This window comes from Enterobacter genomosp. O (genome assembly GCF_001022965.1).
Lineage (GTDB): Bacteria > Pseudomonadota > Gammaproteobacteria > Enterobacterales > Enterobacteriaceae > Enterobacter > Enterobacter cloacae_L.
Genome location: NZ_LECZ01000026.1, coordinates 626690 through 651355, shown reverse-complemented (window position 1 = coordinate 651355; position 24666 = coordinate 626690). Strand labels below are relative to the sequence as shown.

The 24666-nt window shown below is 56.7% G+C and carries 23 protein-coding genes; 8 read left to right on the top strand and 15 right to left on the bottom strand.

The genetic code is table 11. The annotated features are described in order from the left end of the window. Positions 1-45 precede the first annotated feature (45 nt). The 6 genes from gss to ABR39_RS16875 all read right to left on the bottom strand — a co-directional run bounded on the left by gss (position 46) and on the right by ABR39_RS16875 (position 7476). On the bottom strand, positions 46-1908 hold the full coding sequence (gene gss, locus ABR39_RS16900) for a bifunctional glutathionylspermidine amidase/synthase (protein ID WP_047347860.1): 1863 nt from the start codon (positions 1906-1908) through the stop codon (positions 46-48). A gap of 184 nt (positions 1909-2092) precedes the next feature. Continuing rightward, a complete protein-coding gene (locus ABR39_RS16895; protein ID WP_047347859.1) occupies positions 2093-3070 on the bottom strand; it encodes an ABC transporter ATP-binding protein in 978 nt (325 codons plus the stop codon). Then, positions 3067-4044: an ABC transporter ATP-binding protein gene (locus tag ABR39_RS16890; protein ID WP_047347858.1), complete on the bottom strand. Its 978-nt coding sequence runs from the start codon at positions 4042-4044 to the stop codon at positions 3067-3069. Before ABR39_RS16890 ends, ABR39_RS16895 begins: the two co-directional genes overlap by 4 nt. Continuing rightward, a complete protein-coding gene (locus tag ABR39_RS16885) occupies positions 4037-4882 on the bottom strand; it encodes an ABC transporter permease (RefSeq protein ID WP_023294546.1) in 846 nt (281 codons plus the stop codon). The genes ABR39_RS16890 and ABR39_RS16885 overlap by 8 nt, the downstream gene beginning before the upstream one ends. A gap of 5 nt (positions 4883-4887) precedes the next feature. Next, positions 4888-5841: an ABC transporter permease gene (locus ABR39_RS16880; protein ID WP_080471866.1), complete on the bottom strand. Its 954-nt coding sequence runs from the start codon at positions 5839-5841 to the stop codon at positions 4888-4890. A 45-nt stretch (positions 5842-5886) separates the two neighbouring features. Further along, positions 5887-7476: an ABC transporter substrate-binding protein gene (locus ABR39_RS16875; RefSeq protein ID WP_047347857.1), complete on the bottom strand. Its 1590-nt coding sequence runs from the start codon at positions 7474-7476 to the stop codon at positions 5887-5889. 245 nt (positions 7477-7721) lie between these two features. On the opposite strand from ABR39_RS16875, the gene yghU reads away from it, so the two are divergent. Next, positions 7722-8588 (top strand): glutathione-dependent disulfide-bond oxidoreductase, encoded by an 867-nt coding sequence (yghU, locus tag ABR39_RS16870; protein ID WP_047347856.1) that lies wholly within the window; start codon positions 7722-7724, stop codon positions 8586-8588. 101 nt (positions 8589-8689) lie between these two features. Here yghU and ABR39_RS16865 read toward each other — a convergent pair whose 3' ends face one another. Continuing rightward, positions 8690-8944 carry a hypothetical protein gene (locus ABR39_RS16865; RefSeq protein ID WP_047347855.1) on the bottom strand — a complete coding sequence of 85 codons (255 nt, stop codon included), beginning with the start codon at positions 8942-8944 and terminating at the stop codon, positions 8690-8692. Positions 8945-9070: 126 nt separating this feature from the next. Beyond that, a complete protein-coding gene (locus ABR39_RS16860) occupies positions 9071-10618 on the bottom strand; it encodes a methyl-accepting chemotaxis protein (RefSeq protein ID WP_047347854.1) in 1548 nt (515 codons plus the stop codon). Positions 10619-10837: 219 nt separating this feature from the next. Between ABR39_RS16860 and ABR39_RS16855 the strand changes: the two genes are divergently transcribed. Continuing rightward, positions 10838-11878 (top strand): aldo/keto reductase, encoded by a 1041-nt coding sequence (locus ABR39_RS16855; RefSeq protein ID WP_047347853.1) that lies wholly within the window; start codon positions 10838-10840, stop codon positions 11876-11878. Between the two features lie 102 nt (positions 11879-11980). Here the strand turns inward: ABR39_RS16855 and ABR39_RS16850 are convergent, their stop codons facing one another. Together ABR39_RS16850 and ABR39_RS16845 are read right to left on the bottom strand one after the other, a co-directional pair. Further along, a complete protein-coding gene (locus ABR39_RS16850; RefSeq protein WP_047347852.1) occupies positions 11981-12469 on the bottom strand; it encodes a TIGR00645 family protein in 489 nt (162 codons plus the stop codon). 81 nt (positions 12470-12550) lie between these two features. Continuing rightward, positions 12551-13054, bottom strand: a complete 504-nt coding sequence (locus tag ABR39_RS16845) for an ESA_00282 family adhesion-associated protein (RefSeq protein WP_008499806.1) — start codon at positions 13052-13054, stop codon at positions 12551-12553. A 103-nt stretch (positions 13055-13157) separates the two neighbouring features. Here ABR39_RS16845 and ABR39_RS16840 point away from each other — a divergent pair, with 103 nt between their 5' ends. Then, positions 13158-13562, top strand: coding sequence for a hypothetical protein (locus ABR39_RS16840; RefSeq protein WP_047347851.1), 405 nt, complete (start codon positions 13158-13160; stop codon positions 13560-13562). Between the two features lies 1 nt (position 13563). Continuing rightward, complete coding sequence (locus tag ABR39_RS16835) at positions 13564-14010, top strand: hypothetical protein (protein WP_047347850.1); 447 nt, start codon at positions 13564-13566, stop codon at positions 14008-14010. On the opposite strand, the gene ABR39_RS16830 is transcribed toward ABR39_RS16835, so the two are convergent. From ABR39_RS16830 to exbB, 3 genes are all read right to left on the bottom strand, one after another. Continuing rightward, a complete protein-coding gene (locus ABR39_RS16830; protein ID WP_047347849.1) occupies positions 14007-15458 on the bottom strand; it encodes a methyl-accepting chemotaxis protein in 1452 nt (483 codons plus the stop codon). The two genes, ABR39_RS16835 and ABR39_RS16830, sit on opposite strands and share 4 nt — an antisense overlap. Before the next feature lie 325 nt (positions 15459-15783). Next, positions 15784-16209, bottom strand: a complete 426-nt coding sequence (gene exbD / locus ABR39_RS16825; protein WP_047347848.1) for a TonB system transport protein ExbD — start codon at positions 16207-16209, stop codon at positions 15784-15786. Positions 16210-16213: 4 nt separating this feature from the next. Further along, complete coding sequence (gene exbB, locus ABR39_RS16820; RefSeq protein WP_047347847.1) at positions 16214-16945, bottom strand: tol-pal system-associated acyl-CoA thioesterase; 732 nt, start codon at positions 16943-16945, stop codon at positions 16214-16216. A 251-nt stretch (positions 16946-17196) separates the two neighbouring features. Between exbB and metC the strand changes: the two genes are divergently transcribed. Beyond that, the gene (gene metC / locus ABR39_RS16815) at positions 17197-18384 is read left to right on the top strand and encodes a cystathionine beta-lyase (RefSeq protein WP_047347846.1); all 1188 of its coding nucleotides are present in this window, start codon (positions 17197-17199) and stop codon (positions 18382-18384) included. Positions 18385-18527: 143 nt separating this feature from the next. Further along, the gene (gene yghB, locus ABR39_RS16810) at positions 18528-19187 is read left to right on the top strand and encodes a DedA family general envelope maintenance protein YghB (RefSeq protein WP_047347845.1); all 660 of its coding nucleotides are present in this window, start codon (positions 18528-18530) and stop codon (positions 19185-19187) included. A gap of 45 nt (positions 19188-19232) precedes the next feature. Here the strand turns inward: yghB and ABR39_RS16805 are convergent, their stop codons facing one another. After that, a complete protein-coding gene (locus ABR39_RS16805; RefSeq protein WP_047347844.1) occupies positions 19233-20132 on the bottom strand; it encodes an AraC family transcriptional regulator in 900 nt (299 codons plus the stop codon). Between the two features lie 195 nt (positions 20133-20327). Here ABR39_RS16805 and yqhD point away from each other — a divergent pair, with 195 nt between their 5' ends. Further along, positions 20328-21491 (top strand): alcohol dehydrogenase, encoded by a 1164-nt coding sequence (gene yqhD / locus ABR39_RS16800; protein ID WP_047347843.1) that lies wholly within the window; start codon positions 20328-20330, stop codon positions 21489-21491. A gap of 105 nt (positions 21492-21596) precedes the next feature. Next, the gene (gene dkgA, locus ABR39_RS16795) at positions 21597-22424 is read left to right on the top strand and encodes a 2,5-didehydrogluconate reductase DkgA (protein ID WP_047347842.1); all 828 of its coding nucleotides are present in this window, start codon (positions 21597-21599) and stop codon (positions 22422-22424) included. Between the two features lie 67 nt (positions 22425-22491). On the opposite strand, the gene ABR39_RS16790 is transcribed toward dkgA, so the two are convergent. After that, entirely contained in the window at positions 22492-24663 is a 2172-nt protein-coding gene (locus tag ABR39_RS16790) for a YgiQ family radical SAM protein (protein ID WP_047347841.1), read from the bottom strand. Positions 24664-24666 lie beyond the last annotated feature (3 nt).

The following is a 24666-nucleotide window of genomic DNA, read 5'->3' as shown; positions in this document are numbered from 1 at the left end:
GCCCCCGCAGGATGTGCTGCGGGGCTTTGCTATAGCGTGTGTGCGTTACTTATCCTTCACTACGATCAGCGGTTCAATATCGCTCTCTTTTTTCACCACCAGCGAGTCATCTCCGCGCAGACAGGTTCCGCCGTAGTTCCCGCCCACGGTAAAGGTGCAAACCTGAATATGCTTGCCGTCGACCTTTGGCAGGCACCACAGCTGCTGGTAGATGTTTTTGCGGTCAACAAACTTGCCGCTGGATTTATCCAGCAGCTCGTCCTCGGCGCTAATCAGATCGATGTTGCTGCCGCAGCGCCCGGCGATGGGCTTAACGGCATAGCCGGTCTGTTTCAGTAACTCGTTCACCTCAAAATCGGTATCGAGCAGGTAACGGTGGTTCGGGAAGAGCTGCCACAGCACCGGGAGGATCGCCTTGTTGCCCGGGATCACCGTCCACAGCGGTTCAAACACCAGCACTTCCGGGCGCAGCAGAACGTCAATCAGGCGTACCTCACCCTCGGGGTGCCCGGTGCGGATCGGCACCGCGGCGTATTCGGTTTCGCTGACCTCGCGGATCTGCTCAATCGCCGTCTCCCACGCCCAGGTTTTCCACACGCAGTTGACGTGGCGACCTTCGTCGTCAATCAGCTGCCCGGCGGCATCCCAGCTCAGAGCGCCAAGCCCGTGCAGAATTTTGGTTTCAAACCCGGCCTGCAGCAGAGAACGCTGGATAAAGAGCGCGTGATAGTCCTCTTCGACATCGTTGTCCTGCATGATGTGCACGAACGGGCGCGCGTGGCTGTGTTTCCACGCCCCGGTCAGCTCTTCCAGAAGGCCTTCCGCCGGGTTATGCCCGTTGCCGCGATAGCCGTTTTTGACCCACTCTTCGAGGATCAGCCCGCCTTCCGTGTGACAGGACGCGGAGTCGGCGTTGTATTCGTAAACCTTAATCCCGCGCTCATCCATGCAGAAATCCATACGACCGGTAATCATATGATGACGACGCCACTGCCAGGAGAGGCGCAGACGCGGCCAGAGGATTTTCGGGATGTCGAAAAGCGCCAGCAGATTGTCGTCTTTCAGCACCTTATCCGTGGCGTGCAGGTACATCAGGTGCAGCTCGTTGGTGGCTTTGATCAGCTCCTGCTCGGCGCTTTCGGTGATGGTGAAGTACTGGCAGGGATCTTTGTTGATAAAGTGACCGTTCGCGCGGATATACGCCTGCTGGAGTTCGTCATTTTCGTTGAGCCATTTGCCATCGAACTGGCGTTTGTTTTTCAGCCGCGCGCCGCGGATTTTCAGCAGCTCGCCGTCGATTTCCGGCTGCGGAATGCTGTACTCCGTGTCGTCGGTCTGGATCATCCAGCCGAGAATTTCAGTGTCGCTGAACGTGTCATGAAGGGTGTAACAGCCGTTCTCAACGCTCAGACGCAGCTCGCGCGTCCACTGCTGCCCAAGCGGCAGCGGAGCGTGAATGACGTTCTGCTCGGCGATACGCACCTTATCGTCCAGAAGCTGGGTGATCACCGCCACGTGGCCGGTTTCGTGAAACTCGCCGCCCTTTTGCCAGATCAGCAGCGCTCCGGCGCGCGGCGCGCGCTTCGAGCCGTTGGCAAAGGCCTGAAGGGGCAGAATGTTATCGTTCACCACCTGGCGCAAAAAGCGCAGGGAGAAGATCTCCCATGCCATGCCGACGTCGGTAAACACGACGCCATAGTTGAGGAACAGGAAACGGCGGGCAAACTCAACGCACTGCCACTTGTGGCCCATGTATTCGTTGCCGATATAGCTGCGAAAATCTGCGTCTTCCGGGTAGTTGCGCGGGTCCAGACTGCCGTAATTTGAAGAGTAAATCGCCACGCCGCCGGGCGCATAGCCTAACAATGTCCCGAATGGCGCATCACTGCTTAACTTTCCTTTACGCATGTATCCAACCTAAAACAGGCAGGCGGCAATTTTTTAGGGGTTGTCGTCGTCTGCACGTTGTAATTAACCTGACAGAGGGATATTTATCATACACCTGCGTGGCAAATAATTCGCCTTACCCGGCCTACGAAACACAAAACCCTGTAGGTCGGGTAAGCGAAGCGCCACCCGACACGTTTAAGGCTCAAATCTTAAACAACCAGCATGCCGCAAAATGCCCTGGCGCAATCTCCTGCATCGCGGGTTCCTGCGTCCGGCAAACCGGCACGGCATGCGGGCAGCGGCTGCAGAACTTACAGCCCGGCAGCGCGGACGTGGGGCCTGGAATATCGCCGCGCAGGGTGGCGTCGTCGAGGTGACGAATGCGCGGGTCGGGACGGGGAACCGCCGCCAGCAGCGCGCGGGTGTAAGGGTGCGCTGGACTCTGATACAGCTCATTCGCCGGAGCCACCTCCACCAGTTTGCCGAGGTACATCACCCCAATGCGGCTGGAGATATGGCGCACCATGGAGAGATCGTGGGCGATAAACAGATAGGTCAGCCCCAGCTCCTGCTGCAGGTCCTGCAGAATATTCACCACCTGCGCCTGCACCGAGACGTCCAGCGCCGAGAGCGGTTCATCGCACAGCACAAATTCAGGATTCACGGACAACGCGCGGGCAATACTGATGCGCTGGCGCTGCCCGCCGCTGAACTCGTGCGGGAACCGTTCAAGGTGTTCCTGCTTCAGCCCAACTTTATAGAGCAGCGTTTCCGTACGCTCCTGCTGCGCTTCCCGGCTGTAGCCGTGGATCTGCATCGGCTCGGCCACCAGCTGCCGCACGGTCATTCCGGGGTTAAGCGAGGAATAAGGATCCTGAAAAATCGCCTGCATCCGCTTGCGCAGCGGCTTGAGCTCTTTTTCACGGGCGTGGGCGATCGCCTGCCCGGCGAAGTGGATCTCGCCCGAGGTGATATCGAAAAGGCGCAGGATGGCGCGCCCGAGGGTGGATTTCCCGCAGCCGGACTCTCCCACCAGGCCAAACGTCTCGCCCGGCTGAATATCAAAGCTCACGCCATCAACCGCTTTCACGGCCACGCCCTTACGCAGCAAACCGCCGTTAAGCTGATAGTGTTTGCGCAGGTCCCGTACGCTCACTAAAGGCGCCTGTTGTTCACTCATGCCTGAATCTCCTTATCGGCCCAGAGCCAGCAGGCGGCGCGATGGCCCTCGCCGGCGGGATAAAACGCGGGCTGCCGCTCGCACTGCGGCATGCGCTTCGGACAGCGTTCCGCGAACGGACAGCCCGGCGGCGGGTTAAGCAGGCCAGGCGGTGAACCTTCAATCGGCGATAGACGTTGATTCACCTCATCCGGGCGCGGCAGCGAGGCCAAAAGCCCCTGGGTGTAGGGATGCGCGGGGCGATAAAAAATGTCCTCCACGCTCCCCTCCTCCATCACCAGCCCGCCGTACATCACCACCACGCGGCTGCAGACCTGCGCCACGACGCCGAGATCGTGGGTGATCAGTAAAATCGCGGTCCGGGTCTGCTGTTGCAGACTTTTCAGCAGGCGCAGGATCTGCGCCTGAATGGTCACGTCCAGCGCGGTGGTCGGTTCATCGGCAATAAGAAGCTTCGGATTGCAGGAGAGCGCAATGGCGATCATCACCCGCTGGCGCATGCCGCCGCTGAACTCGTGCGGATACTGGTCGTACCGGCGTTCCGCTTCGGCAATGCCCACCTGTTCCAGCATGGCGATCGCCGCCGCCCTGGCCTCTTTTTTGCTGAGCCCTTTGTTGCGCATCAGGATCTCAGCCATCTGTTTACCGATGGTCAGCACCGGGTTCAGGGCGGTCATCGGATCCTGGAAAATCATCGCGATCTCGTTGCCGCGAATGGCGCGCATCTGCGCGGGAGTTTTCTGCGCCAGGTCCTCGTTCTGGAAGCGGATGCTGCCCCCGGCGATGCGTCCGTTGTTCCCCAGAAGCTGAATGATCGACTTGCAGGTGACGCTTTTCCCGCAGCCCGACTCGCCGACGATACCGACGAGTTCGCCCGGCTGAACCTGAAAGCTCACGCCGCGCACCGCGTGAACCTCGCCCTCGCGGGTGCGGAACGTGGTTTGCAGGTTCTCAAGCGCTAATAAGTTACTCATCGCGATTCGCTCCTGGCTCAAAGGCGGTACGGAACACATCGCCCAGCACGTTAAAGCTGAACACCGTCAGCAGGATCAGAATGCCGGGGAACATCGCCAGCCACGACGCTTCGCCAATATAAGACTGGGCGTTGTTAAGCATACTGCCCCACGACGCCGCGGGCGCCTGCACGCCCAGCCCTAAGAAGCTGAGCGTTGATTCCATCAAAATGGCCGAGGCGATATTAAGCGTGGCCGCCACGATAATGGTCGGCAGCACGCCGGGAATGATGTGGCGCACGATAATACGCAGCGGATGCTCTCCCGACGCGCGGGCATAAAGCACATACTCGCGCTCTTTCACCGACAGCGTTTCGGCACGCACCAGCCGCGACATGTTCATCCACGTCAGCAGGCTGATAATCAGGATGATGTTATCCACGCCCGGCTTGAGGTAAGCATTCACCACCAGCAGCAGGAAGAAGGCCGGAATGGCCATCAGGATATCCACGGCGCGCATCATCAGGTTATCCAGCCAGCCGCCAAAATAGCCGCTCACCGTTCCCACCACCGTGCCGATAAGCGTGGAAAAGAGCATGGCGAGAAAACCGACCATCAGGGAGATCTGGCCGCCATACAGCGCGCGGGTGAAGTAGTCGCGCCCGTATTCATCGGTGCCGAACCAGTGCGCGGCATCCGGCGGTAGCGTGCGCGCGCCGAGCGCCATCCGATCCGGATCGTACGGACTCAAGCCCGCACAGAGCGCGGCGACAACGAAAATAAAAAGTACAAACAGAGAGAACTGCGCCGGACGGTTGCGGCGCAGCTGGTGACGAACCTGCTGCCAGCGTCTGCTCATCCGGGTTACCTCAGCGTACGAATGCGTGGATCGGCGAAGCGATAAAGCACGTCGGCGATCAGGTTACCGACGATCAGCATCATCGACGAAAGCATGATGATCGCCATGATCAGCGGGTAGTCCAATGAGGCGATCGACTGGATCCCGAGCAGCCCCATCCCCGGCCAGGAGAAGACGCTCTCGGTTACATAGGCCCCCACAATCAGCTCGCCGAACGACAGGCCGAACAGGGTAATCACCGGCAGCAAGACGTTTTTCAGCACATGGCGGAACAGAATACTGGAACGCGTTGCGCCGTAGGCAAGCTGGGTCTGCACGTAGTCGGCGGAGAGCTGCGAAATGGTGTTGGAGCGGATGTAGCGCACGTAGCTGGAGAGGTTGTAGAACGTGAGCGCTATGCACGGCAGCACGCCGTGGCGCAGCACGTCCAGCCCGTTATCCTCCACGCCGATGGTGCGCATCCCCATGCTGGGGAACCAGTTAAGCTGCACGGCAAAGACGGTGATGAGCAAAATACCGAACCAGAAAATCGGCACCGAGATGCCGATATAGGCGAACAGGTTCAGGAGGTGATCCAGCCAGCGGTGCTTAAATGCCCCCGCCAGCAGGCCCAGCGGAATAGCCAGCACGATCGCCATCAGCAGCGACGCGCCCATCAGCCCCAGCGTGGCCGGAATGCGTTCGCCGATCATCTCCAGCACCGGGCGGTGGTAAATCAGCGAATAGCCGAGATCGCCCTGCAGGACGTTTTTCAGCCACAGGACGTACTGCGTGACCAGCGGCTTATCCAGCCCCAGGCTCTGGCGAATACGTTCGATATCTTCCGGGGCCATACGCGGCGTGATGTACGCGGCCACCGGATCGCCGGGCGCAAGCTTGACCAGCAAAAACGCCACCAGCGAAATGAAGAAAAGCATCGGCAGCAATTGCAGCAGCCGACGCGTGAGGAGTGTGTTCACGACGAGCCCTTACCAAAGCCCCGACCTGACGGCCGGGGCAATCGCTTATTTCTGATAGATTTTTGACAGATCCTGGAACAGGTAAACCGGTTTCGGCTCTGCTTCCTGGGTACCGCCGAAACGCTTGTCCACCGCGACGGTCGCATTGGTATAGGCGATCGGGTAGTACGTCATGTCGTTTGCCACGGTCTGCTGAATTTGCTTATAGATATCGGCACGTTTCGCGGCGTCGGTTTCCACGGCGCCTTTATCCCACAGGGCATCGAACTGCGGATTTTTGTAGTGCGCGTAGTTATAGGCCTCGTTGCTCATGAACAGCGATTTATAGCCGTCCGGCTCTGAGCCCATGATGTAGCCGCCCAGGTTCAGCTCCCACGCGGTGTTATTCATGTCGAGGCTGCGCTGAGACATCGCGTTGGAGTCCAGCGGCATCAGCTCCACGTTCACCCCAATGCCCTTCAACGCCTGCTGAATATAGAGCGCCATGCTCTCCTGGGTTTTGTTGGTGTTCACATACGCCAGGCGCAGCTTGAGATTTTCCGGCGCGCCGGACGCTTTAAGCAGATCTTTGGCCTTTTGCAGGTCAAATTTGTACTGCTCGACGTCATCCGTCTTGTAAAGCGTATCTGGCGTCAGGAACGAGGTTGCCGGTTTGGCGTAGTCGAGCGAGGTAAACGCGGTCTGGGTCAGCTCGTCCTTGTTGATGGCGTAAGCAATGGCCTGACGCAGTTCTTTACTCTTCATCACCGGCACGTTCTGGTTGAACGTCATATAGGCCAGACGACCTTCCGGATAGACCACGAAGTCGAACTTACCGGTATTTTTCAGGCGGTTCACATCCTGCGGGTCAACCATCTTGAGGTTGATTTCACCGTTTTGCAGCGCCAGGTTGGCGGCGTTACTGTCTTTGGCGAAACGATAGGTCACTGAATCAAGCTTCGCTTTGCCGTTCCAGTAATCGTCAAAACGGGTCAAGGCGTAATACTGCCCGGCACGGTACTCTTTAAATTTGAACGGCCCGGAGCCTACCGGCGCATCGTTTTTGGTGCTCTTTTCCAGGTCACCTTCACCGGCGAACACGTGCTGCGGGATCGGGTAGATCTGTACCAGAGTGCCGGTAAAGGCGGCGCTAACCTGCGGTAAGGTGAATTTAACCGTGCGGTCGTCGACCTTGCTCACCTGTACCGGCTTATCGCCGTAGGTGAACATGCTGCGGAAGAAGCTGTGCTGTTTGGCATCCAGCAGCTTGTTGAACGTAAAGACCACGTCGTCCGCCGTCAGCGGCTGTCCGTCCTGCCATTTCAGGTTGGGTTTTAACGTCAGGGTGTAGCTCAGGTTGTCGGCAGACGGCGTCAGGCTTTCCGCCAGGCCCCACTCAATGTTGCCATTATTAAAGCTGTACAGCGGGGCATAGAGCGCCTGCATGATGGTTAACGTTGTGCGGTCGCTGGCGTAGAGCGGATTAACGGCTAACGGGTCGCCGGAGGTAATCCCGATAATCAGTGACCCACCCTCTTTCGGCGCGTCGCTTTTTGCCGCCGGGGGCATATTTGTCTCTTTATTTTTTGCATCATCACAGCCCGCCAGGCCTAACGCGAGCGAAACCACCACTGCCGATAACAGAAGCTTGCGCATCTCACTAACTCCTTGCCTTATAAAGTGTTTATTACTGCATTTTTTATTTATGTTGAAGCATCATATGCAGCTTTATCGGTTTACGCATTAATTATGAAAATGCGATTTTCGATTAAGCTTATGCCGGATTTGATATATATAAGCGCCAGAAGGAATAGCGGTTAATTGCTTGCGCTCACAACGTTAAACGGTTCACAAATCTCCTGCTACACTGCCTCAACACATCACTAAAAAGGCAGGCCAACATGTCAGACAACACGTATCAGCCACCAAAAGTATGGGAATGGAATAAGAACGGCGGCGGCGCGTTCGCCAACATCAACCGTCCGATTTCCGGCGCAACGCATGAGAAAGATCTTCCTGTCGGCTCTCACCCGCTGCAGCTCTACTCGCTGGGCACACCCAACGGCCAGAAAGTGACGATTATGCTCGAAGAGCTGCTGGCGCTGGGCGTGACGGGCGCAGAGTACGACGCGTGGTTGATCCGCATCGGCGAGGGCGACCAGTTCTCCAGCGGCTTTGTTGACGTGAACCCGAACTCGAAAATACCGGCGCTTCGCGACTACTCCACGACTCCGCCAACGCGCGTATTTGAATCCGGCAATATCCTGCTCTATCTGGCAGAGAAGTTCGGTCACTTCCTGCCGAAAGATCCGGCGGGACGCACCGAGACGCTGAACTGGCTGTTCTGGCTCCAGGGCGCGGCGCCGTTCCTCGGCGGCGGCTTTGGTCACTTCTACAACTACGCGCCGGTGAAAATTGAGTACGCGATTGACCGCTTCACCATGGAAGCCAAACGCCTGTTCGACGTGCTGGATAAACAGCTGGCGCGCGGTCGTTACGTCGCGGGTGAGGAGTACACCATCGCGGATATCGCCATCTGGCCATGGTTCGGCTGCGTGGCGCTGGGCAGCGTCTATAACGCCGCCGAGTTCCTCGACGCAGAGAAGTACACGAACGTACAGCGCTGGGCGAAAGACGTGGCGAACCGCCATGCCGTCAAGCGCGGACGCATCGTTAACCGCACCAGCGGCGAGCTGAACGAGCAGCTCCACGAGCGCCACGCGGCGAGCGACTTTGATACAAATACGGAAGATAAGCGTCAGGCGTGACGACTGGCCGGGCGGTTCGCCGCCCGGCATGAATGACACCTCCAGCCATCCTTTCCGCTTATCAAGAGCGCTTTATTCCTGTACGGTTCTCGTCAACAGCATTAATACTTAATGTCCCGCGCTTTCTGTCTGCCAGCCTGCTTCATCTGCCGCTTGTCCTGACGGCAGTCGTGATTACTCTGGTTATTGTTCGCCACGCAGGTCTGCTTCACCTGGCGTGACGCGTCGCGGGTTTCCTGCCTGACATCACGCGCCACGCGCCGTTCCTGCGCCTGCTCGGTCGCGCTGGCAGAAATCGGGAACAGCACCATGAAAATGAACGAAAGGACAGAGATGGCAGATAACGATCTGTTCATAGCAACACCTCGTGGAAGGAGCCCAGAACGTCAGTGGGGTTAGCCAAAGAATAGCAGTTTAGAGAGACCTAAATGTGAAAGGCGCTGATAAAGCAAGGCCGCAAAGGGCGGCCTTGCAAAATAGCGTTATGCCGTGAGGCGGAATTTTTGCACCGAGCGCTGAAGATCTTCGGTCTGCCGCTCCAGCGCCGCCGCCGCCGCGGAAACTTCCTCCACCAGCGAGGCATTTTGTTGGGTGACGCCGTCCATCTGGGTAATAGCGATACCGACCTGAGAAATCCCCTTACTTTGCTCCTCAGAAGCCGATGCGATTTGCTTCATGATGGTCGTCACCTCCGTCACGTCACGCAAAATCGCATCCATGGTGGTGCCGGTGTCGCCCACCAGCTTCGCCCCCTGCTCTACGCGGGAAACGGAGTCGGTAATCAGCCCCTCAATCTCTTTGGCCGCGTTGGCGCTGCGGCTTGCCAGGTTACGAACTTCACCAGCCACTACCGCGAAACCACGACCCTGTTCGCCCGCGCGCGCCGCTTCAACCGCCGCGTTAAGCGCCAGAATATTGGTCTGGAAGGCAATGCTGTTGATGACGTTGGTGATTTCAGCAATTTTCTTCGAGCTTTCAGAAATACCGCTCATGGTGCTCACGACCTCTTCTACCAGCGAGCCGCCGCGGCTGGCGGTGGTTGAGGCCACATCTGCCAGCTGGCTTGCCTGACGCGCGCTTTCCGCGTTCAGCTTCACCGTGGCGGTCAGCTGTTCCATGCTGGCCGCCGTCTCTTCCAGCGCGGCCGCCTGCTCTTCGGTACGGGAAGAGAGATCGTTGTTACCGCTGGAGATCTCCGTCGCACCGCGCCAGATATTCTCACTGCCGGAGCGAATCGTGCTGACCGCTTCACGCAGGCTGTCCTGCATGGCGCTCAGCAGAGGCACCAGCTGTCCCACGCAGTTGCGGCCGAACGGCTCAATGGGCTGGCTGAGATCGCCCTGGGCAATCTGGCGGAACTGCTGACGGATGCGGTCCAGCGGTTTGACCAGCATCGCCACCAGGTAGCGGTCGGTGAAGAGCAGGATCAGCAGGCCGATAATCGTGGCGACGATAATCACCGTGCGGGTCATGCTGGTCAGGCCGTCCACCACCACGCGGGTGCTGTCGAGCGACTTCGCGGCGGCATTGTTGAACGCCTCAGCAGCCGCACCGAACGCGCGGCTCAGCGGTGGCGTAACGTTGTTGGCCTGCTGGCGGTAACCCTCCAGAGCCCCCTGCTTCGCCTGCTGCATTTGCGGCGTGACGCCCTGTTCTAGCAGCGCCTGCCAGGTGCCGATCACCCGGGAAGAGATCTGCTCATCCATCGGGCCTGGAGAGATCGCTTTCATCTCGGCCAGTTTCTTGCCCATGTTATCCAGCGCCTGCTGGGCAGAGGCCAGATCCGGCGTGCCGCCTGCGGCTTTGACTTCCATTGCGCGGCTCAGACGGGTCACAAAGCGGAAATACTGATCGTTGCCCTGGCTGAGCACCGTCATCTGTTTAACCAGCTGGCGGTCCACCTCATTGCCATCTGAAACGCGAGAAAGGGACCAGGTGCTGTACAAGCCAACGCCCGCCCACATTAAACAAAAGATCCCGAGAATCGTCAGCATGACGAAGCGGATCGTGAAATTACGGAGCATATTCATAAGTCTTCCTTGCCGTGAGGGTGAATTCGCCCAGAGGCGAGTACTACTCTCGTTATCGGCAGGAAACAGGGAAATTATAACGTTTTGTGATCATTTTTAATTAGCGTGGCTTCACTGGTCGCACAGCCACCGTTAACCATTATCTTCGCACTTAGTGATGTGATAAGTTCAGAATGAAAACGACGTTTCAAAAAATTATCGATAAGAAAAGGAGACATCATGTCCTGGTACCCTGACGCTACCCGCTATGAACATATGCAGTACCGCTACTGTGGAAAGAGCGGCCTGCGCCTTCCTGCGCTGTCGCTGGGACTGTGGCACAGCTTCGGCCACGTCCAGCCTCTTGATACCCAGCGCGCGCTGCTGCGCAAAGCCTTCGACCTCGGCATTACCCATTTCGATCTCGCCAATAACTACGGCCCGCCGGCGGGCAGCGCGGAAGAGAATTTCGGCCGCCTGCTGCGCGAGGATTTTGCCGCGTATCGCGACGAGCTGATTATCTCCACCAAGGCGGGTTACGACATGTGGCCGGGGCCGTACGGATCGGGCGGTTCGCGTAAGTATCTGCTCGCCAGCCTCGACCAGAGCCTGAAGCGTATGGGCGTCGAGTACGTGGATATTTTTTACTCCCACCGCGTGGATGAAAACACGCCGATGGAAGAGACTGCCGCTGCGCTGGCCCACGCCGTGCAGAGCGGGAAAGCCCTGTACGTCGGGATTTCGTCCTATTCAACGGAGCGCACGCAGAAAATGGCCGACCTGCTTCGCGAGTGGAAAATCCCGCTGCTTATTCATCAGCCATCCTATAACCTGCTCAACCGCTGGGTGGATCACACCGGCCTGCTGGATACGCTTGAGAAAAACGGTACGGGCTGCATCGCGTTTACGCCGCTGGCGCAGGGGCTGCTGACCGGAAAATACCTGAACGGTATTCCTGAAGGTTCACGCATGCAGCGTGAAGGTAAGAAGGTACGCGGCCTGACGGAAAAAATGCTGACCGACGCCAACCTGAACAGCCTGCGTTTGCTGAATGAGATGGCGCACGCCCGCGGTCAGACGATGGCGCAGATGGCGCTAAGCTGGCTGCTCAAGGATGAACGCGTGACGTCGGTACTGATTGGCGCAAGCCGTCCGGAACAGCTGGAAGAGAATGTTCAGGCGCTGGAAAACCTGCGCTTTACGGAGGATGAACTCAAGCGGATTGACCAGCATGTTGCGGATGGGGAGTTGAATCTGTGGCAGGCGTCGTCGGAGAAATAGCCCTCACCCCGGCCCTCTCCCACAGGGAGAGGGAGAAAGGACGCACCACGCGGTCCCCTCTCCCCTTTGGGGAGAGGGTTAGGGTGAGGGGTAAGGTGTACTTTATTTCTTACTGATCTTATCCAGATACCCCATCACAAACGCCGACAGCACAAACGTCAGATGGATGATGACGTACCACATCAGTTTGTTATCCGGCACGTTCTTCGCGTCCATGAACACGCGCAGCAGGTGGATGGAGGAGATCGCCACAATCGACGCGGCCACTTTATTCTTGAGCGACGAGGCATCCATTTTGCCCAGCCAGCTGAGCTTCTCTTTACGCTCGTCGATATCCAGCTGGGAGACAAAATTCTCGTAGCCGGAGAACATCACCATCACCAGCAGTCCGCCCACCAGGGTCATATCCACCAGCGATAGCAGAACCAGAATTAAATCTGCTTCGGCAATGGAAAAAATGTTCGGCAGAACATGCCAGATTTCCTGAAAGAACTTAATCGTCAGCGCGACAAGTGCCAGCGAAAGGCCAAAATAGACGGGGGCCAGTATCCAGCGGGAGGCGTACATGGCATTTTCAAAAAAGCGTTCCATAAAGTCCTGTTTGCAAAAGAAACCAGCGCCCAGTATATCTCAACGGCGCTGACTGTTTGCAATAGCTAACCAGTACGTTACTCAGACGTTGTCTGGGTTAACCTCCGGACGGGCATACTCCGGCCAGACCAATACCACCAGCTCCGGGTAGGCTTCCAGGCTAAACTCACGAAAACACTGACGCAAATTTAATACGTCCAGGTCGGAATAAGATACCTTCTCGCCGTTAAGGCAGCGCTTTTTGATATTGTCATAATATTTATACACGGCTGAATTCAGGTCGCTACAACGACGCTGCGCCTCAAACAGTCCAGGGGTGTCATTAATTTCCGACATTTTCATACGTTTAATTGTCGCATGTAAAAAGTCGATATATTCGTGGTTCACCCGCCAGTACCAAACAGGCGTAACGGAGTTCATCAATACAGAGAAATGGTCTTCACCTTCCTCTTTTGTCATGAGCTCCGGTTGTGGGGGTTCACTGGTGTCTTTCGACACTTTCGTTTTATTGAACTCCTGCATCAATAAAAGAACACCAGCGGTCAGTAATAGTAATGTGATGACCGTAAAAAAGATGCTGTTCATGGGTAGGCTCCATTTTTTTTGATTTTAAATTTGCCTCATGATATTGTCAACGAATCTCACGCCTTTACCAACCCCACCCTGTTGAAATTAAAGGAAATTAAAAATGCTGCCCGACTATCTCGTCCCGGCTAAGTACCATATTACGCCTGTGGAACAGCAACCGACGGAAGCAGAAAAAGAGGTCAGTTTCACTCAGGGGAAAAGAAAACTCTCTGATTTCGAGCCTGATATATTAATTGGTGTTTCCCGCACCGGCAAATCCCGTAATATGTTGCTGGAAGAGCACGATCGTCATATAAAAGACCGCTTATTTCGCGCCATAAAAATTGAAGCCTTTGTCCACCTGCTGAACGACCTGCAGGCCGAAGGTGAAATAGATGCCCAGAAACTAAGTCAAATAATGGCCGAGAAAACCAAAGAAATTAATGAGGCGGGCAATGAAATTTGGCTTAATTTAATTACGCGTGAAAAAAACAACCCAATTTTTTATAGCCTGGGGGAAGATTAACGTGACAGAAGTTAAAAACAACGACGTTTATTTGACTTTAGATGATAAAAAAAGTGATGAATTTATCTTAAAGCAAAATCTCGACGCGCTGCGAAAAACAAAAAATGCCGAGATGACGCGAATTACACAAGACCTGGTATCGATCCCGGCGACGCTGGTCCGTCTGAAATGGCAGAATCGCCGCGAGATTTATCCTCTGCAGGTAAAAGAAGAAATTTACGGTGCCGTGATGAACGCCATCATTGAACAGCGTCCCGATCTGAAAGAGAAACTTCTGGGACGCCTCGAGGCCAATTACCAGTATCTGCTTGCCCGTGAAATCGCCACCCTGCGCCTCACGCGCAAACTATCAGACGGTGAGTACCGTACCTCAAACGTCACCTGCGTTGCGCTTGATGAGGACGCGCTGGCGTCTGGCACCAGCACCCCTTCTGAAAAGCAAAGCTAGTTAAATCTGAAGACGGCAATCGCCTCTTTTAACTGACCCGTCTGCTGCCGCTGCGCGTCGGCTACCTGCAATGTTTGCGCAACGTGTCGCACATTCTCCTGCACGCTGGCATCGATGCTGGCAATACTGTCGTTCATCTGCGCAATGCTTGCCCGCTGCTGCTCGCTCATCTGAGACAGCTCTTCAAGCAGAGAGCGAAGCCCTTCGATACTCTCAATGATCGACTTCATTGTCATACCGGCATGCTCAACCTGCTCGACGCCCTGCTGCGTGGTCGCCTGCGATGCGGTCAGAAGCTGGCGGATCTCTTTTGCAGCCCCCTCGCTGCGCTGGGCCAATACACGCACTTCCGAGGCAACAACCGCAAAGCCTTTGCCATGTTCGCCCGCTCTTGCAGCCTCGACCGAGGCGTTGAGCGACAGGATATTTGTCTGAAACGCAATCCCGTCGATCAGCTCCAGAATGGCGTAAATACGCTGCGACTCCTCGCGAATGTGCTCCATCGCCGCAATCGCCTGCCGGACGTTATGGCCCCCCTGTTCCGCCACGTTACTGGTGCTGAACGCCACCTCCCTGACCTGGCTGGCTTTTTCACTGGTCAGGGTTGCGACTGCCCTTAACTGTTCCATCGCACTGGCAGCCGTCGCCAGCGAACTTGCCTGGTGATCGGTTCGCTCCGACAGCGCGCTGTTGCGCTGTCCTAACGCGCGGGATGCCTCCAGCAGTTGTCCGATATTGACGCTGACCTGCTCAAGCGTGGCACGCATGGTGCCAAGCGTCAGGCTAAAGGTGCGGGCAAAAGGAGACTCTGCCGGCACCGCATCGACGGCAAGCGTGAGGTACCCTGGCTCGCGGTTGATCACGCCCGCGAGCCTTGCCACCTCGCTCGCTGAACGGGCGTCCTGCTCCATTCGTATCGCCAGCAGGACCAGGATCGCGGTCTGGACCACCACAAAAAGGCCATGAAAAACCACCATATGAAAGCCGGTGTGCATGAATACCACGACACCGTAAAGGTCGTTTTGCTGTAGATAGTTAAATACCAGATGATGTAACGCGATGACCGCCGCCCCCATCACCAGGGGCCGCCAGTCTCGCCAGGCAAGCAGCGCGGAAAGCAGGACGAAAACAGAAAAATGGTATTCGGTTTCACCTTCACCCAGATGAATGAGCAACGCGGAAAATGCCATTAGCACAAACGCAGAGCTCAGGCGGAGCAGCAGCGTGCCGGAAAGCAACAGCGTTAACAGCGTCGATAAACCGGCCAGCGAGGTGCCGACAACCGCACCCTGCACCATATTCTCATTCATGTAACCTACGCCCAGCGAGATGCCCCACATCGACCAGATAAGCCCCAGTATTAGCCTGTCGGCGCGTCGTCGAATTGCAGAAAGCGAGAACTGGTCGTTTTGAGGCGCGTGCGGATACAGCCATGTCATCGTAGCCATAGGGAGTCTCTTGCTGTGCAGATGAAAAGATCCTTCGAAGAAGGTCTGTTTTTATTATCTTTTTTAAGCGTAGTGGGGATATTCCGCGACGCCATTTCAGCAAAAGATATATTTTAAAAGCGCAGCCGAATACTGATATTTACTTAACTATCAATAGATTATTAACTATGGCTTTATTGATTAATAAATATGAAGAATGGGGACAAACAGCAGAAAATAATAACAATTTCGGATAGAAGAAAACAAAAAGGCGGCTTTCGCCAGCCGCCTTTTTTGCCGGGTGGCGCTGCGCTTACCCGGTCTACATTCCGCTACGATAGCAATATCATTTCGCGGCCGCTTTCTCTTCGCCGACCAGCCCAATCTTCAGGTATCCCGCCTGATGCAGCGTGTCCATTACTTTCATCATGGTTTCGTAATCAACGGTTTTATCCGCACGGAAGAAGACCGTGGTGTCTTTCTTACCGCCAGTAAGCTGCTCCAGCGCCGGGATGACCGAGTCCGCCGTCACGGGGTCGTTCCCGAGGAACATGGATTTGTCCGCCTTCACTGACAGGTAGACAGGCTTCTCCGGGCGCGGCTGTGGCTGGCTGGATGAGGCCGGCAGGTTTACCTTCACGTCGACCGTCGCCAGCGGCGCAGCCACCATGAAGATAATCAGCAGAACCAGCATGACGTCGATAAACGGCGTCACGTTGATTTCATGCATTTCGCCGTTATCGTCCAGATTTTCGTTTAGACGCATCGCCATCGTATCAACCTGCGCGCAGTTTAGACGCCGCATGCACCGGCTTAACCGAGCTGGCATTCAGGTCCAGATCGCGGCTTTGCAGCAGCAGAACCTGTGCGGCAACGTCACCGAGGGTGGCTTTGTAGCTGCCAATCATGCGTGCGAAAATGTTGTAGATAACCACCGCCGGGATAGCGGCGACCAGACCGATTGCCGTCGCCAGCAGCGCTTCTGCGATGCCCGGCGCCACAACCGCCAGGTTGGTGGTTTGGGTCTGCGCGATACCGATAAAGCTGTTCATGATGCCCCAGACCGTACCGAAAAGACCGATAAACGGTGAGATTGCACCAATGGTCGCCAGATAACCATTGCCGCGCCCCATGTGTCGGCCAACGGCCGCAACGCGACGCTCCAGGCGGAAACCGGTACGTTCTTTGATGCCTTCGTTATCTTCACTGCCTGCGGAGAGTTCCAGCTCGTTCTGTGCTTCATTCACTAACAGGGTGGTCAGGCTTTTCGCGTGGAAGGATGAGGTCATGTCCGAAGCCTGATCCAGAGAGCGGGCTTCAGCCAGCTGCAATTGTTCCCGCTTGAGGCGACGCTTCTGCGAAAGCAGCTCGGCGCTCTTGCTGAAGAAAATAGCCCAGGTGACAACGGACGCCAGAATCAGGCCGATCATCACAATCTTAACCACGATGTCAGCATGCTGATACATGCCCCAAACGGAGAGATCCGTCTGCATCAAATTATTACCCACTCTGTATCTCCAGGACGCAAATCACAAAATCTGACCGTAATAATATCAAAACGTCGTCGAATTGATAGTCGTTCTCATTAGTATTTACATGGTGCCGCAATTTTCGTTCACTTTCCTTGCGCTTACGCAGTAAAAATTTCTTATGCGTTTTTTTGCTGAAATTTTCTGCTTATTCGATAAGCCTGCGGGTGCAGTTTTTTCTAATCGTGGTAGTCTGGACGTCCAGACGTATAAAAACAGGGTTAGCGAACATGACAAAAAAGCATCTTGATACCACGCTGGTACAGGCTGGACGCAGCAAAAAATACACTCAGGGATCGGTCAACAGCGTGATTCAACGCGCCTCCTCGCTGGTGTTTGACACCGTTGAGGAGAAAAAAAACGCCACGCGCAATCGCGCTAAAGGCGGGCTGTTTTATGGCCGTCGCGGCACGCTAACCCATTTTTCCCTGCAGGAAGCGATGTGCGAGCTGGAAGGCGGCGCAGGCTGCGCGCTGTTCCCGTGCGGGGCGGCTGCGGTGGCCAACACCATTCTGGCGTTCGTGGAACAGGGCGACCATATCCTGATGACCAACACCGCCTATGAACCCAGCCAGGACTTCTGTACTAAAATCCTCAGCAAGCTCGGCGTCACGACCGGCTGGTTCGACCCGCTGATTGGCGAAGGCATTGCCGAACTTATTCAGCCAAACACGCGCATTGTGTTCCTGGAATCTCCGGGATCGCTCACCATGGAAGTCCACGACGTGCCGGCTATCGTGAAAGCCGTGCGCAGCAAAGTGCCAGAGGCAATCGTCATGATCGACAACACCTGGGCGGCAGGCGTGCTGTTTAAAGCGCTGGAGTTCGACATCGATATCTCCATCCAGGCGGCGACGAAATACCTGATTGGCCACTCTGACGGCATGATTGGAACCGCGGTCTCCAAAGCGCGCTGCTGGGACCAGCTGCGTGAAAATGCCTACCTGATGGGCCAGATGGTGGATGCAGACACGGCGTATATGACCAGCCGCGGACTCCGCACGCTGGGGGTTCGCCTGCGTCAGCACCATGAAAGCAGCCTGAAGGTGGCCGAATGGCTTGCGCAGCACCCGCTGGTTGAGCGCGTGAATCATCCCGCGCTGCCCGGCAGTAAAGGTCATGAATTCTGGCAGCGTGACTTTACAGGTAGCAGCGGTCTGTTCTCGTTCGTGCTGAAAAAACGGCTGAATAACGACGAGCTGGCAAGCTATCTGGATAATTTTACCCTCTTCAGCATGGCCTACTCCTGGGGCGGTTTTGAATCCCTGATCCTGCCTAACCAGCCGGAACAGGTCGCGGCCCTGCGCCCCGGCGGTGAAGTGGACTTCAGCGGCACCCTGATCCGGCTGCATATTGGTTTAGAAAATGTGGACGATTTAATTGCGGATTTAGCAGCAGGGTTTGAGCGTATCGTGTAGAGTGCTGGCTGAAAATGTACTCCCTGGACGCATTTGTGGACACTGCAAGCAGAAAAGTCTGCATGAGTTGCGCCCGGGATCAAACCCGACGGGCGAATAAGGGAGTACAATAGTTCTATATCTGTTGTTCCACAGGAAAGTCCATGGCTGTAATTCAAGATATTATCGCGGCGCTCTGGCAACACGACTTTGCCGCGCTGGCGGATCCTCACGTCGTCGGTATCGTCTATTTCGTGATGTTCGCAACCCTGTTTCTGGAAAACGGATTACTGCCAGCCTCGTTTTTACCCGGTGACAGCCTGCTTTTACTTGCCGGTGCGTTAATCGGCAAAGGCGTCATGGACTTCACTTCAACGATGATTATCCTCACCTCCGCAGCCAGCCTGGGCTGCTGGCTGAGCTATCTCCAGGGCCGCTGGCTGGGGAATACGCGCGTGGTAAAAAGCTGGCTTGCGCAGTTACCGCATAAATATCATCAGCGTGCGACCTGCATGTTCGATCGCCACGGCCTGCTGGCGCTGCTGGCGGGGCGTTTCCTGGCGTTTGTTCGCACCCTTCTGCCCACCATGGCGGGCATTTCCGGCCTGTCGAACCGTCGCTTCCAGTTCTTCAACTGGCTGAGCGCTCTGCTGTGGGTGGGCGTGGTCACCACGCTCGGCTACGCGCTGAATATGATCCCCTTTGTGAAACACCATGAAGATCAGGTGATGACCTTTCTGATGGTGCTGCCGATGTTCCTGCTGGTCGCGGGACTGGTGGGGACTATTGCGGTGGTGATTAAGAAGAAATATTGCAGCGCGTGAGGTCATTGCCGGGTGGCGCTGCGCTTACCCGGCCTACGTTCTCCGTCAGGCTCCCTGCATGGTTCTTATACGTGACGCATCTTCCCCCGGCGTGACGCCGAAGTAGCGCTTAAATTCCCGACTAAACTGCGACGCACTTTCATAACCCACCCGCATCGCCGCCGCGCTGGCCTTCATGCCATCGTGGATCATCAGCATTCGCGCCTTATGCAGCCGGTAGGTTTTAAGGTATTGCAGCGGCGAGGTGCTGGTCACCGATTTAAAATTATGGTGAAACGCCGAGACGCTCATGTTCGCTTCCGCGGCCAGCTGGTCGACGCTGAGGTTTTCCGTGTACTGGCTTTCAATACGCTTGAGCACGCGGCTTATCAGGCTAAAGTGGGTCTGTCGGCTCACCAGGGCGAGTAACGCCCCACCGCCGGGCCCCAGCAGCACGTGGTAGAGGATTTCGCGGATAATCTGCTTGCCCAAAATACGCGCATCCAGCGGCCTTTCCATAACGTCCAGCAGACGCTCAATGGCGCAAAGGATCTCTTCCGATAACGTTGCGGAGTTAATCCCGCTCGACGCCATTGACGGCTGGAAGAGCTCGTCTTCGCCAATCTCCATCAGCAGCTCCTGCAGCTGAAGGATATCAACATTGACGCGGATCCCCGCCAGCGGAACCGCCTCTGTCGCGAAAGTTTCACATTCAAAGGGTAAAGGTACTGTCAGGAGCAGATATTCATTGGTGTCGTACCGGAAGACGCGCTCGTTGATATAGCCAATTTTATGGCCTGAAAAGAGAAAAACGATGCCCGGCTGGTACATCACCGGCGTGCGCGTCCCGGGCTGCGTGCCGTACAGCAGGCGAATATCCGGCAGCAGTTCGCTGACACCTTTTTCGTTATCTATCAGTCTTTTAATCTGCGCAGTGAGCTGCTGGCAGATAGCGTCACGATTCATTTTACGTTACTCCGGGTACGGTTTCCGACGCTGACAGTGTGCGTCGTTTTCCGCGCTTTCTCCAGCGCTCTGTAGAAATGGGCAAGACATCGGCAGGAATGTGCATTGAGAGGATATCCCCGGACGGCCACAATGTGCAGCATCAGGTTGCCCTCTGCGCCACCACGATTTTTCACCCACTAAAGGGAACGAGCAATGAATAACTTTAACCTTCACACCCCAACCCGCATTCTGTTTGGTAAAGACGCTATCGCTGACCTGCGCGCGCAGATCCCTGCTGACGCCCGTGTTCTCATCACCTACGGCGGCGGCAGCGTGAAAAAAACCGGCGTGCTGGACCAGGTTTACAGCGCCCTGGACGGTCTGGACGTGCGTGAGTTCGGCGGCATCGAGCCAAACCCGTCTTACGAAACGCTGATGAACGCGGTGAAAATCGCCCGCGAAGAGAAGATCACCTTCCTGCTCGCCGTCGGCGGCGGTTCCGTGCTGGACGGCACCAAGTTCATCGCCGCGGCAGCCCACTACGCTGACGGCGTTGACCCATGGCACATTCTGGAAACCCGCGGCAGCGAGATTAAAAGCGCGATCCCGATGGGCTCCGTGCTGACCCTTCCGGCCACCGGTTCTGAATCCAACAAAGGTGCCGTTATCTCCCGCAAAACCACCGGTGATAAGCAGGCCTTTATGAACGAACACGTTCAGCCCGTGTTCGCCATCCTGGACCCGGTTTACACCTACACTCTGCCTGCGCGTCAGGTGGCGAACGGCGTGGTCGATGCCTTTGTGCATACCGTTGAGCAATACGTCACCTACCCGGTTGATGCCAAAATTCAGGACCGTTTCGCGGAAGGCATTCTGCTGACGCTGGTCGAAGACGGCCCGAAAGCGCTGAAAGAGCCGGAAAACTATGACGTTCGCGCCAACGTGATGTGGGCCGCAACGCAGGCGCTGAACGGCCTGATCGGGGCTGGCGTGCCGCAGGACTGGGCAACCCACATGCTGGGCCACGAGCTGACGGCAATGCACGGTCTGGACCATGCGCAGACGCTGGCCGTTGTTCTGCCTGCGCTGTGGAACGAAAAACGCGATACCAAACGTGCCAAACTGCTGCAGTACGCCGAGCGCGTGTGGAACATCACCGAGGGTTCTGACGATGCGCGTATTGACGCGGCAATCGAAGCGACCCGCAGCTTCTTTGAAGGCCTGGGCGTGCCAACGCGTCTGTCCGGCTACGGTCTGGACGGCAGCTCCATCCCTGCCCTGCTGGCGAAACTCGAAGAGCACGGCATGACCCAGCTGGGCGAGCACGGGGACATCACGCTGGACGTGAGCCGTCGCATCTACGAAGCGGCGCGCTAAGCGTTTTTGTCCTTCCGACTTTCGTTTTTTGACATTTCGTCCAGACTTAATGCACACCCCATCGCCGGAGTCCCCCTCCGGCGATGCGTACCTGAAGGAGGAAAAATGGCAAACCAAACCGTAATCAAGCTGCAGGACGGCAACGTGATGCCCCAGCTGGGGCTAGGTGTATGGAAAGCCGGTAACGACGAGGTCGTCTCCGCCATTCATAAAGCACTGGAAGTCGGCTATCGGTCAATTGATACCGCCGCCGCGTACAAAAACGAGGACGGCGTAGGCAATGCCCTGGCCAGCGCCGGCGTTTCCCGCGATGAGCTATTCATCACCACAAAGCTCTGGAACGACGATCAAAAACGCCCCCGCGAAGCTCTGCAGGAAAGCCTGGAGAAACTCCAGCTCGATTTCGTTGACCTGTATCTGATGCACTGGCCGGTTCCCGCCATCGACCACTACGTTGATGCCTGGAAAGGGATGATTGACCTGCAGAAAGAAGGCCTGGTGAAAAGTATCGGCGTCTGCAACTTCCAGGTTCATCACCTGCAGCGCCTGATTGACGAGACGGGCGTCGCGCCTGTGATTAACCAGATTGAACTGCACCCGCTGATGCAGCAGCGCCAGCTCCACGCCTGGAATGCCACGCATAAGATCCAGACCGAATCCTGGAGCCCGCTGGCCCAGGGCGGCGAAGGGGTGTTCGATCAGAAGATTATCCGCGACCTGGCGGATAAATACGGCAAGACGCCAGCGCAAATTGTCATTCGCTGGCACCTGGACAACGGCCTGGTGGTGATCCCGAAATCGGTCACGCCGTCGCGCATCGCCGAGAACTTCGACGTCTGGGATTTCCGCCTGGACAAAGATGAGCTGGGTGAAATTGCGAAGCTGGATAAGAGCAAGCGTTTAGGGCCGGATCCGGATCAGTTTGGCGGGTAATAAAAAGCCGGGTGGCGGCTGCGCCTTACCCGGCCTACAAAAAACCCCGGCTTGCCGGGGTTTTCTTTTACGCTTTGCGCTTCACAGGTTTCTTCACACTGGAATTACCGTTCGAACGCTGATGCACAATTGGTGTGTGCTTGGTCAGCGCCGGGCGCGTATTGCGATTCTGGCGACGCGCTTCGCGCATCTCATCCAGCGTCGGGGCTGGAACCAGGCAGTCGCGGCGCGAGCCGATCAGGTGTTTTTTACCCATCTCTTCCAGCGCCTGACGGATCAGCGGCCAGTTTTTCGGATCGTGATAACGCAGCAGCGCCTTGTGCAGACGGCGCTGTTTATCCCCTTTCGGTACCACCACCTCTTCACTCTTATAGCCAATCTTGCTCAGCGGGTTCTTGCCGGTGTAATACATGGTCGTCGAGTTGGCGAGCGGTGACGGATAGAAGTTCTGTACCTGATCCAGACGGAAGCGACGCTGCTTCAGCCACAGCGCCAGGTTCACCATGTCCTCGTCGCGCGTGCCCGGGTGCGCGGAGATGAAGTACGGGATCAGATACTGCTCTTTGCCCGCCTGCTTCGAGTAGGTATCGAACAGCTCTTTAAAGCGGTCATAGCTGCCCATGCCCGGCTTCATCATCTTCGACAGCGGGCCTTCTTCGGTGTGCTCCGGCGCAATCTTCAGATAGCCGCCAACGTGGTGCGTCGCCAGCTCTTTGATATAGCGCGGATCTTCCACGGCGATGTCGTAACGTACCCCGGAGGCGATCAGGATCTTCTTGATGCCCTTCAGGTCACGCGCGCGGCGGTAGAGGTTGATCGTCGGCTCGTGGTTTGTGTCCATATGCTCGCAAATGCTCGGATAGACGCAGGAGAGGCGACGGCAGGTTTGCTCCGCGCGCGGCGACTTACAGCGCAGCATGTACATGTTCGCGGTTGGACCGCCGAGGTCGGAAATCACGCCGGTAAAGCCCGGCACCGAGTCGCGAATCGCTTCGATCTCGTTGATGATCGAATCTTCAGAGCGGCTCTGGATAATGCGTCCTTCGTGCTCGGTAATGGAGCAGAAAGAGCACCCGCCGAAGCAGCCGCGCATGATGTTGATCGAGAAGCGGATCATCTCATACGCCGGGATACGGGCGTTACCGTACGCCGGGTGCGGCACGCGCTTGTACGGCAGCGCAAAGACGCTGTCCATCTCTTCGGTGGAAAGCGGGATCGCCGGCGGGTTGATCCAGATAAAGCGCTCGCCGTGCTTCTGCATCAACGCGCGGGCACAGCCCGGGTTGGTTTCATGGTGCAGAATACGGGACGCATGCGCGTAGAGCACCTTGTCGACTTTCACCTTCTCGTAGGACGGCAGCAGCACGTAGGTCTTTTCCCACGGCTTCGGGCGCGGCGGCTGCACAACGATAGCCTTCGCTTCCGCTTTTTTCGGTTCAACCGGCTTGTTATCGGCACACGGCAGATCTTCGCCGTACGGGTGCGGGATCGGGTCGATTTTGCCCGGCATATCGATGATGCGGGAATCCACCCCGCTCCAGCCCGGCAGCGCCTCTTTCACCATGATGGCGGTATTGCGCACGTCGCGGATGCTGCTCACCGGTTCACCCTGAGACAGACGGTGCGCCACTTCCACCAGCGGACGCTCGCCGTTACCGTAAATCAGCATGTCGGCTTTGGAATCCACCAGCACCGAGCGGCGAACGGTATCTGACCAGTAGTCGTAGTGCGCGGTGCGGCGCAGGCTCGCCTCGATGCCGCCCAGGATCACCGGCACGTCTTTCCAGGCTTCTTTACAGCGCTGGGTATACACCAGGGTGGCGCGGTCGGGGCGTTTACCCGCCACGTTATCCGGCGTGTAGGCATCGTCATGGCGCAGCTTACGGTCGGCGGTGTAGCGGTTGATCATCGAGTCCATGTTGCCTGCGGTGACACCGAAGAACAGGTTCGGTTTACCCAGACGCATAAAGTCGTCTTTGCTGTTCCAGTCAGGCTGGGAGATGATCCCCACGCGGAAGCCCTGCGCTTCAAGCATACGGCCACAGATGGCCATCCCGAAGCTCGGATGGTCAACGTAGGCATCGCCCGTGACCAGAATGATGTCGCAGCTGTCCCAGCCCAGTTGGTCCATCTCTTCCCGGGACATCGGCAGGAACGGTGCCGGTCCAAAGCAGGCCGCCCAGTACTGGGGCCAGGAGAAGAGGTCACGATCCGGCTGGATCAGGGAAATTGCGCTCATAAT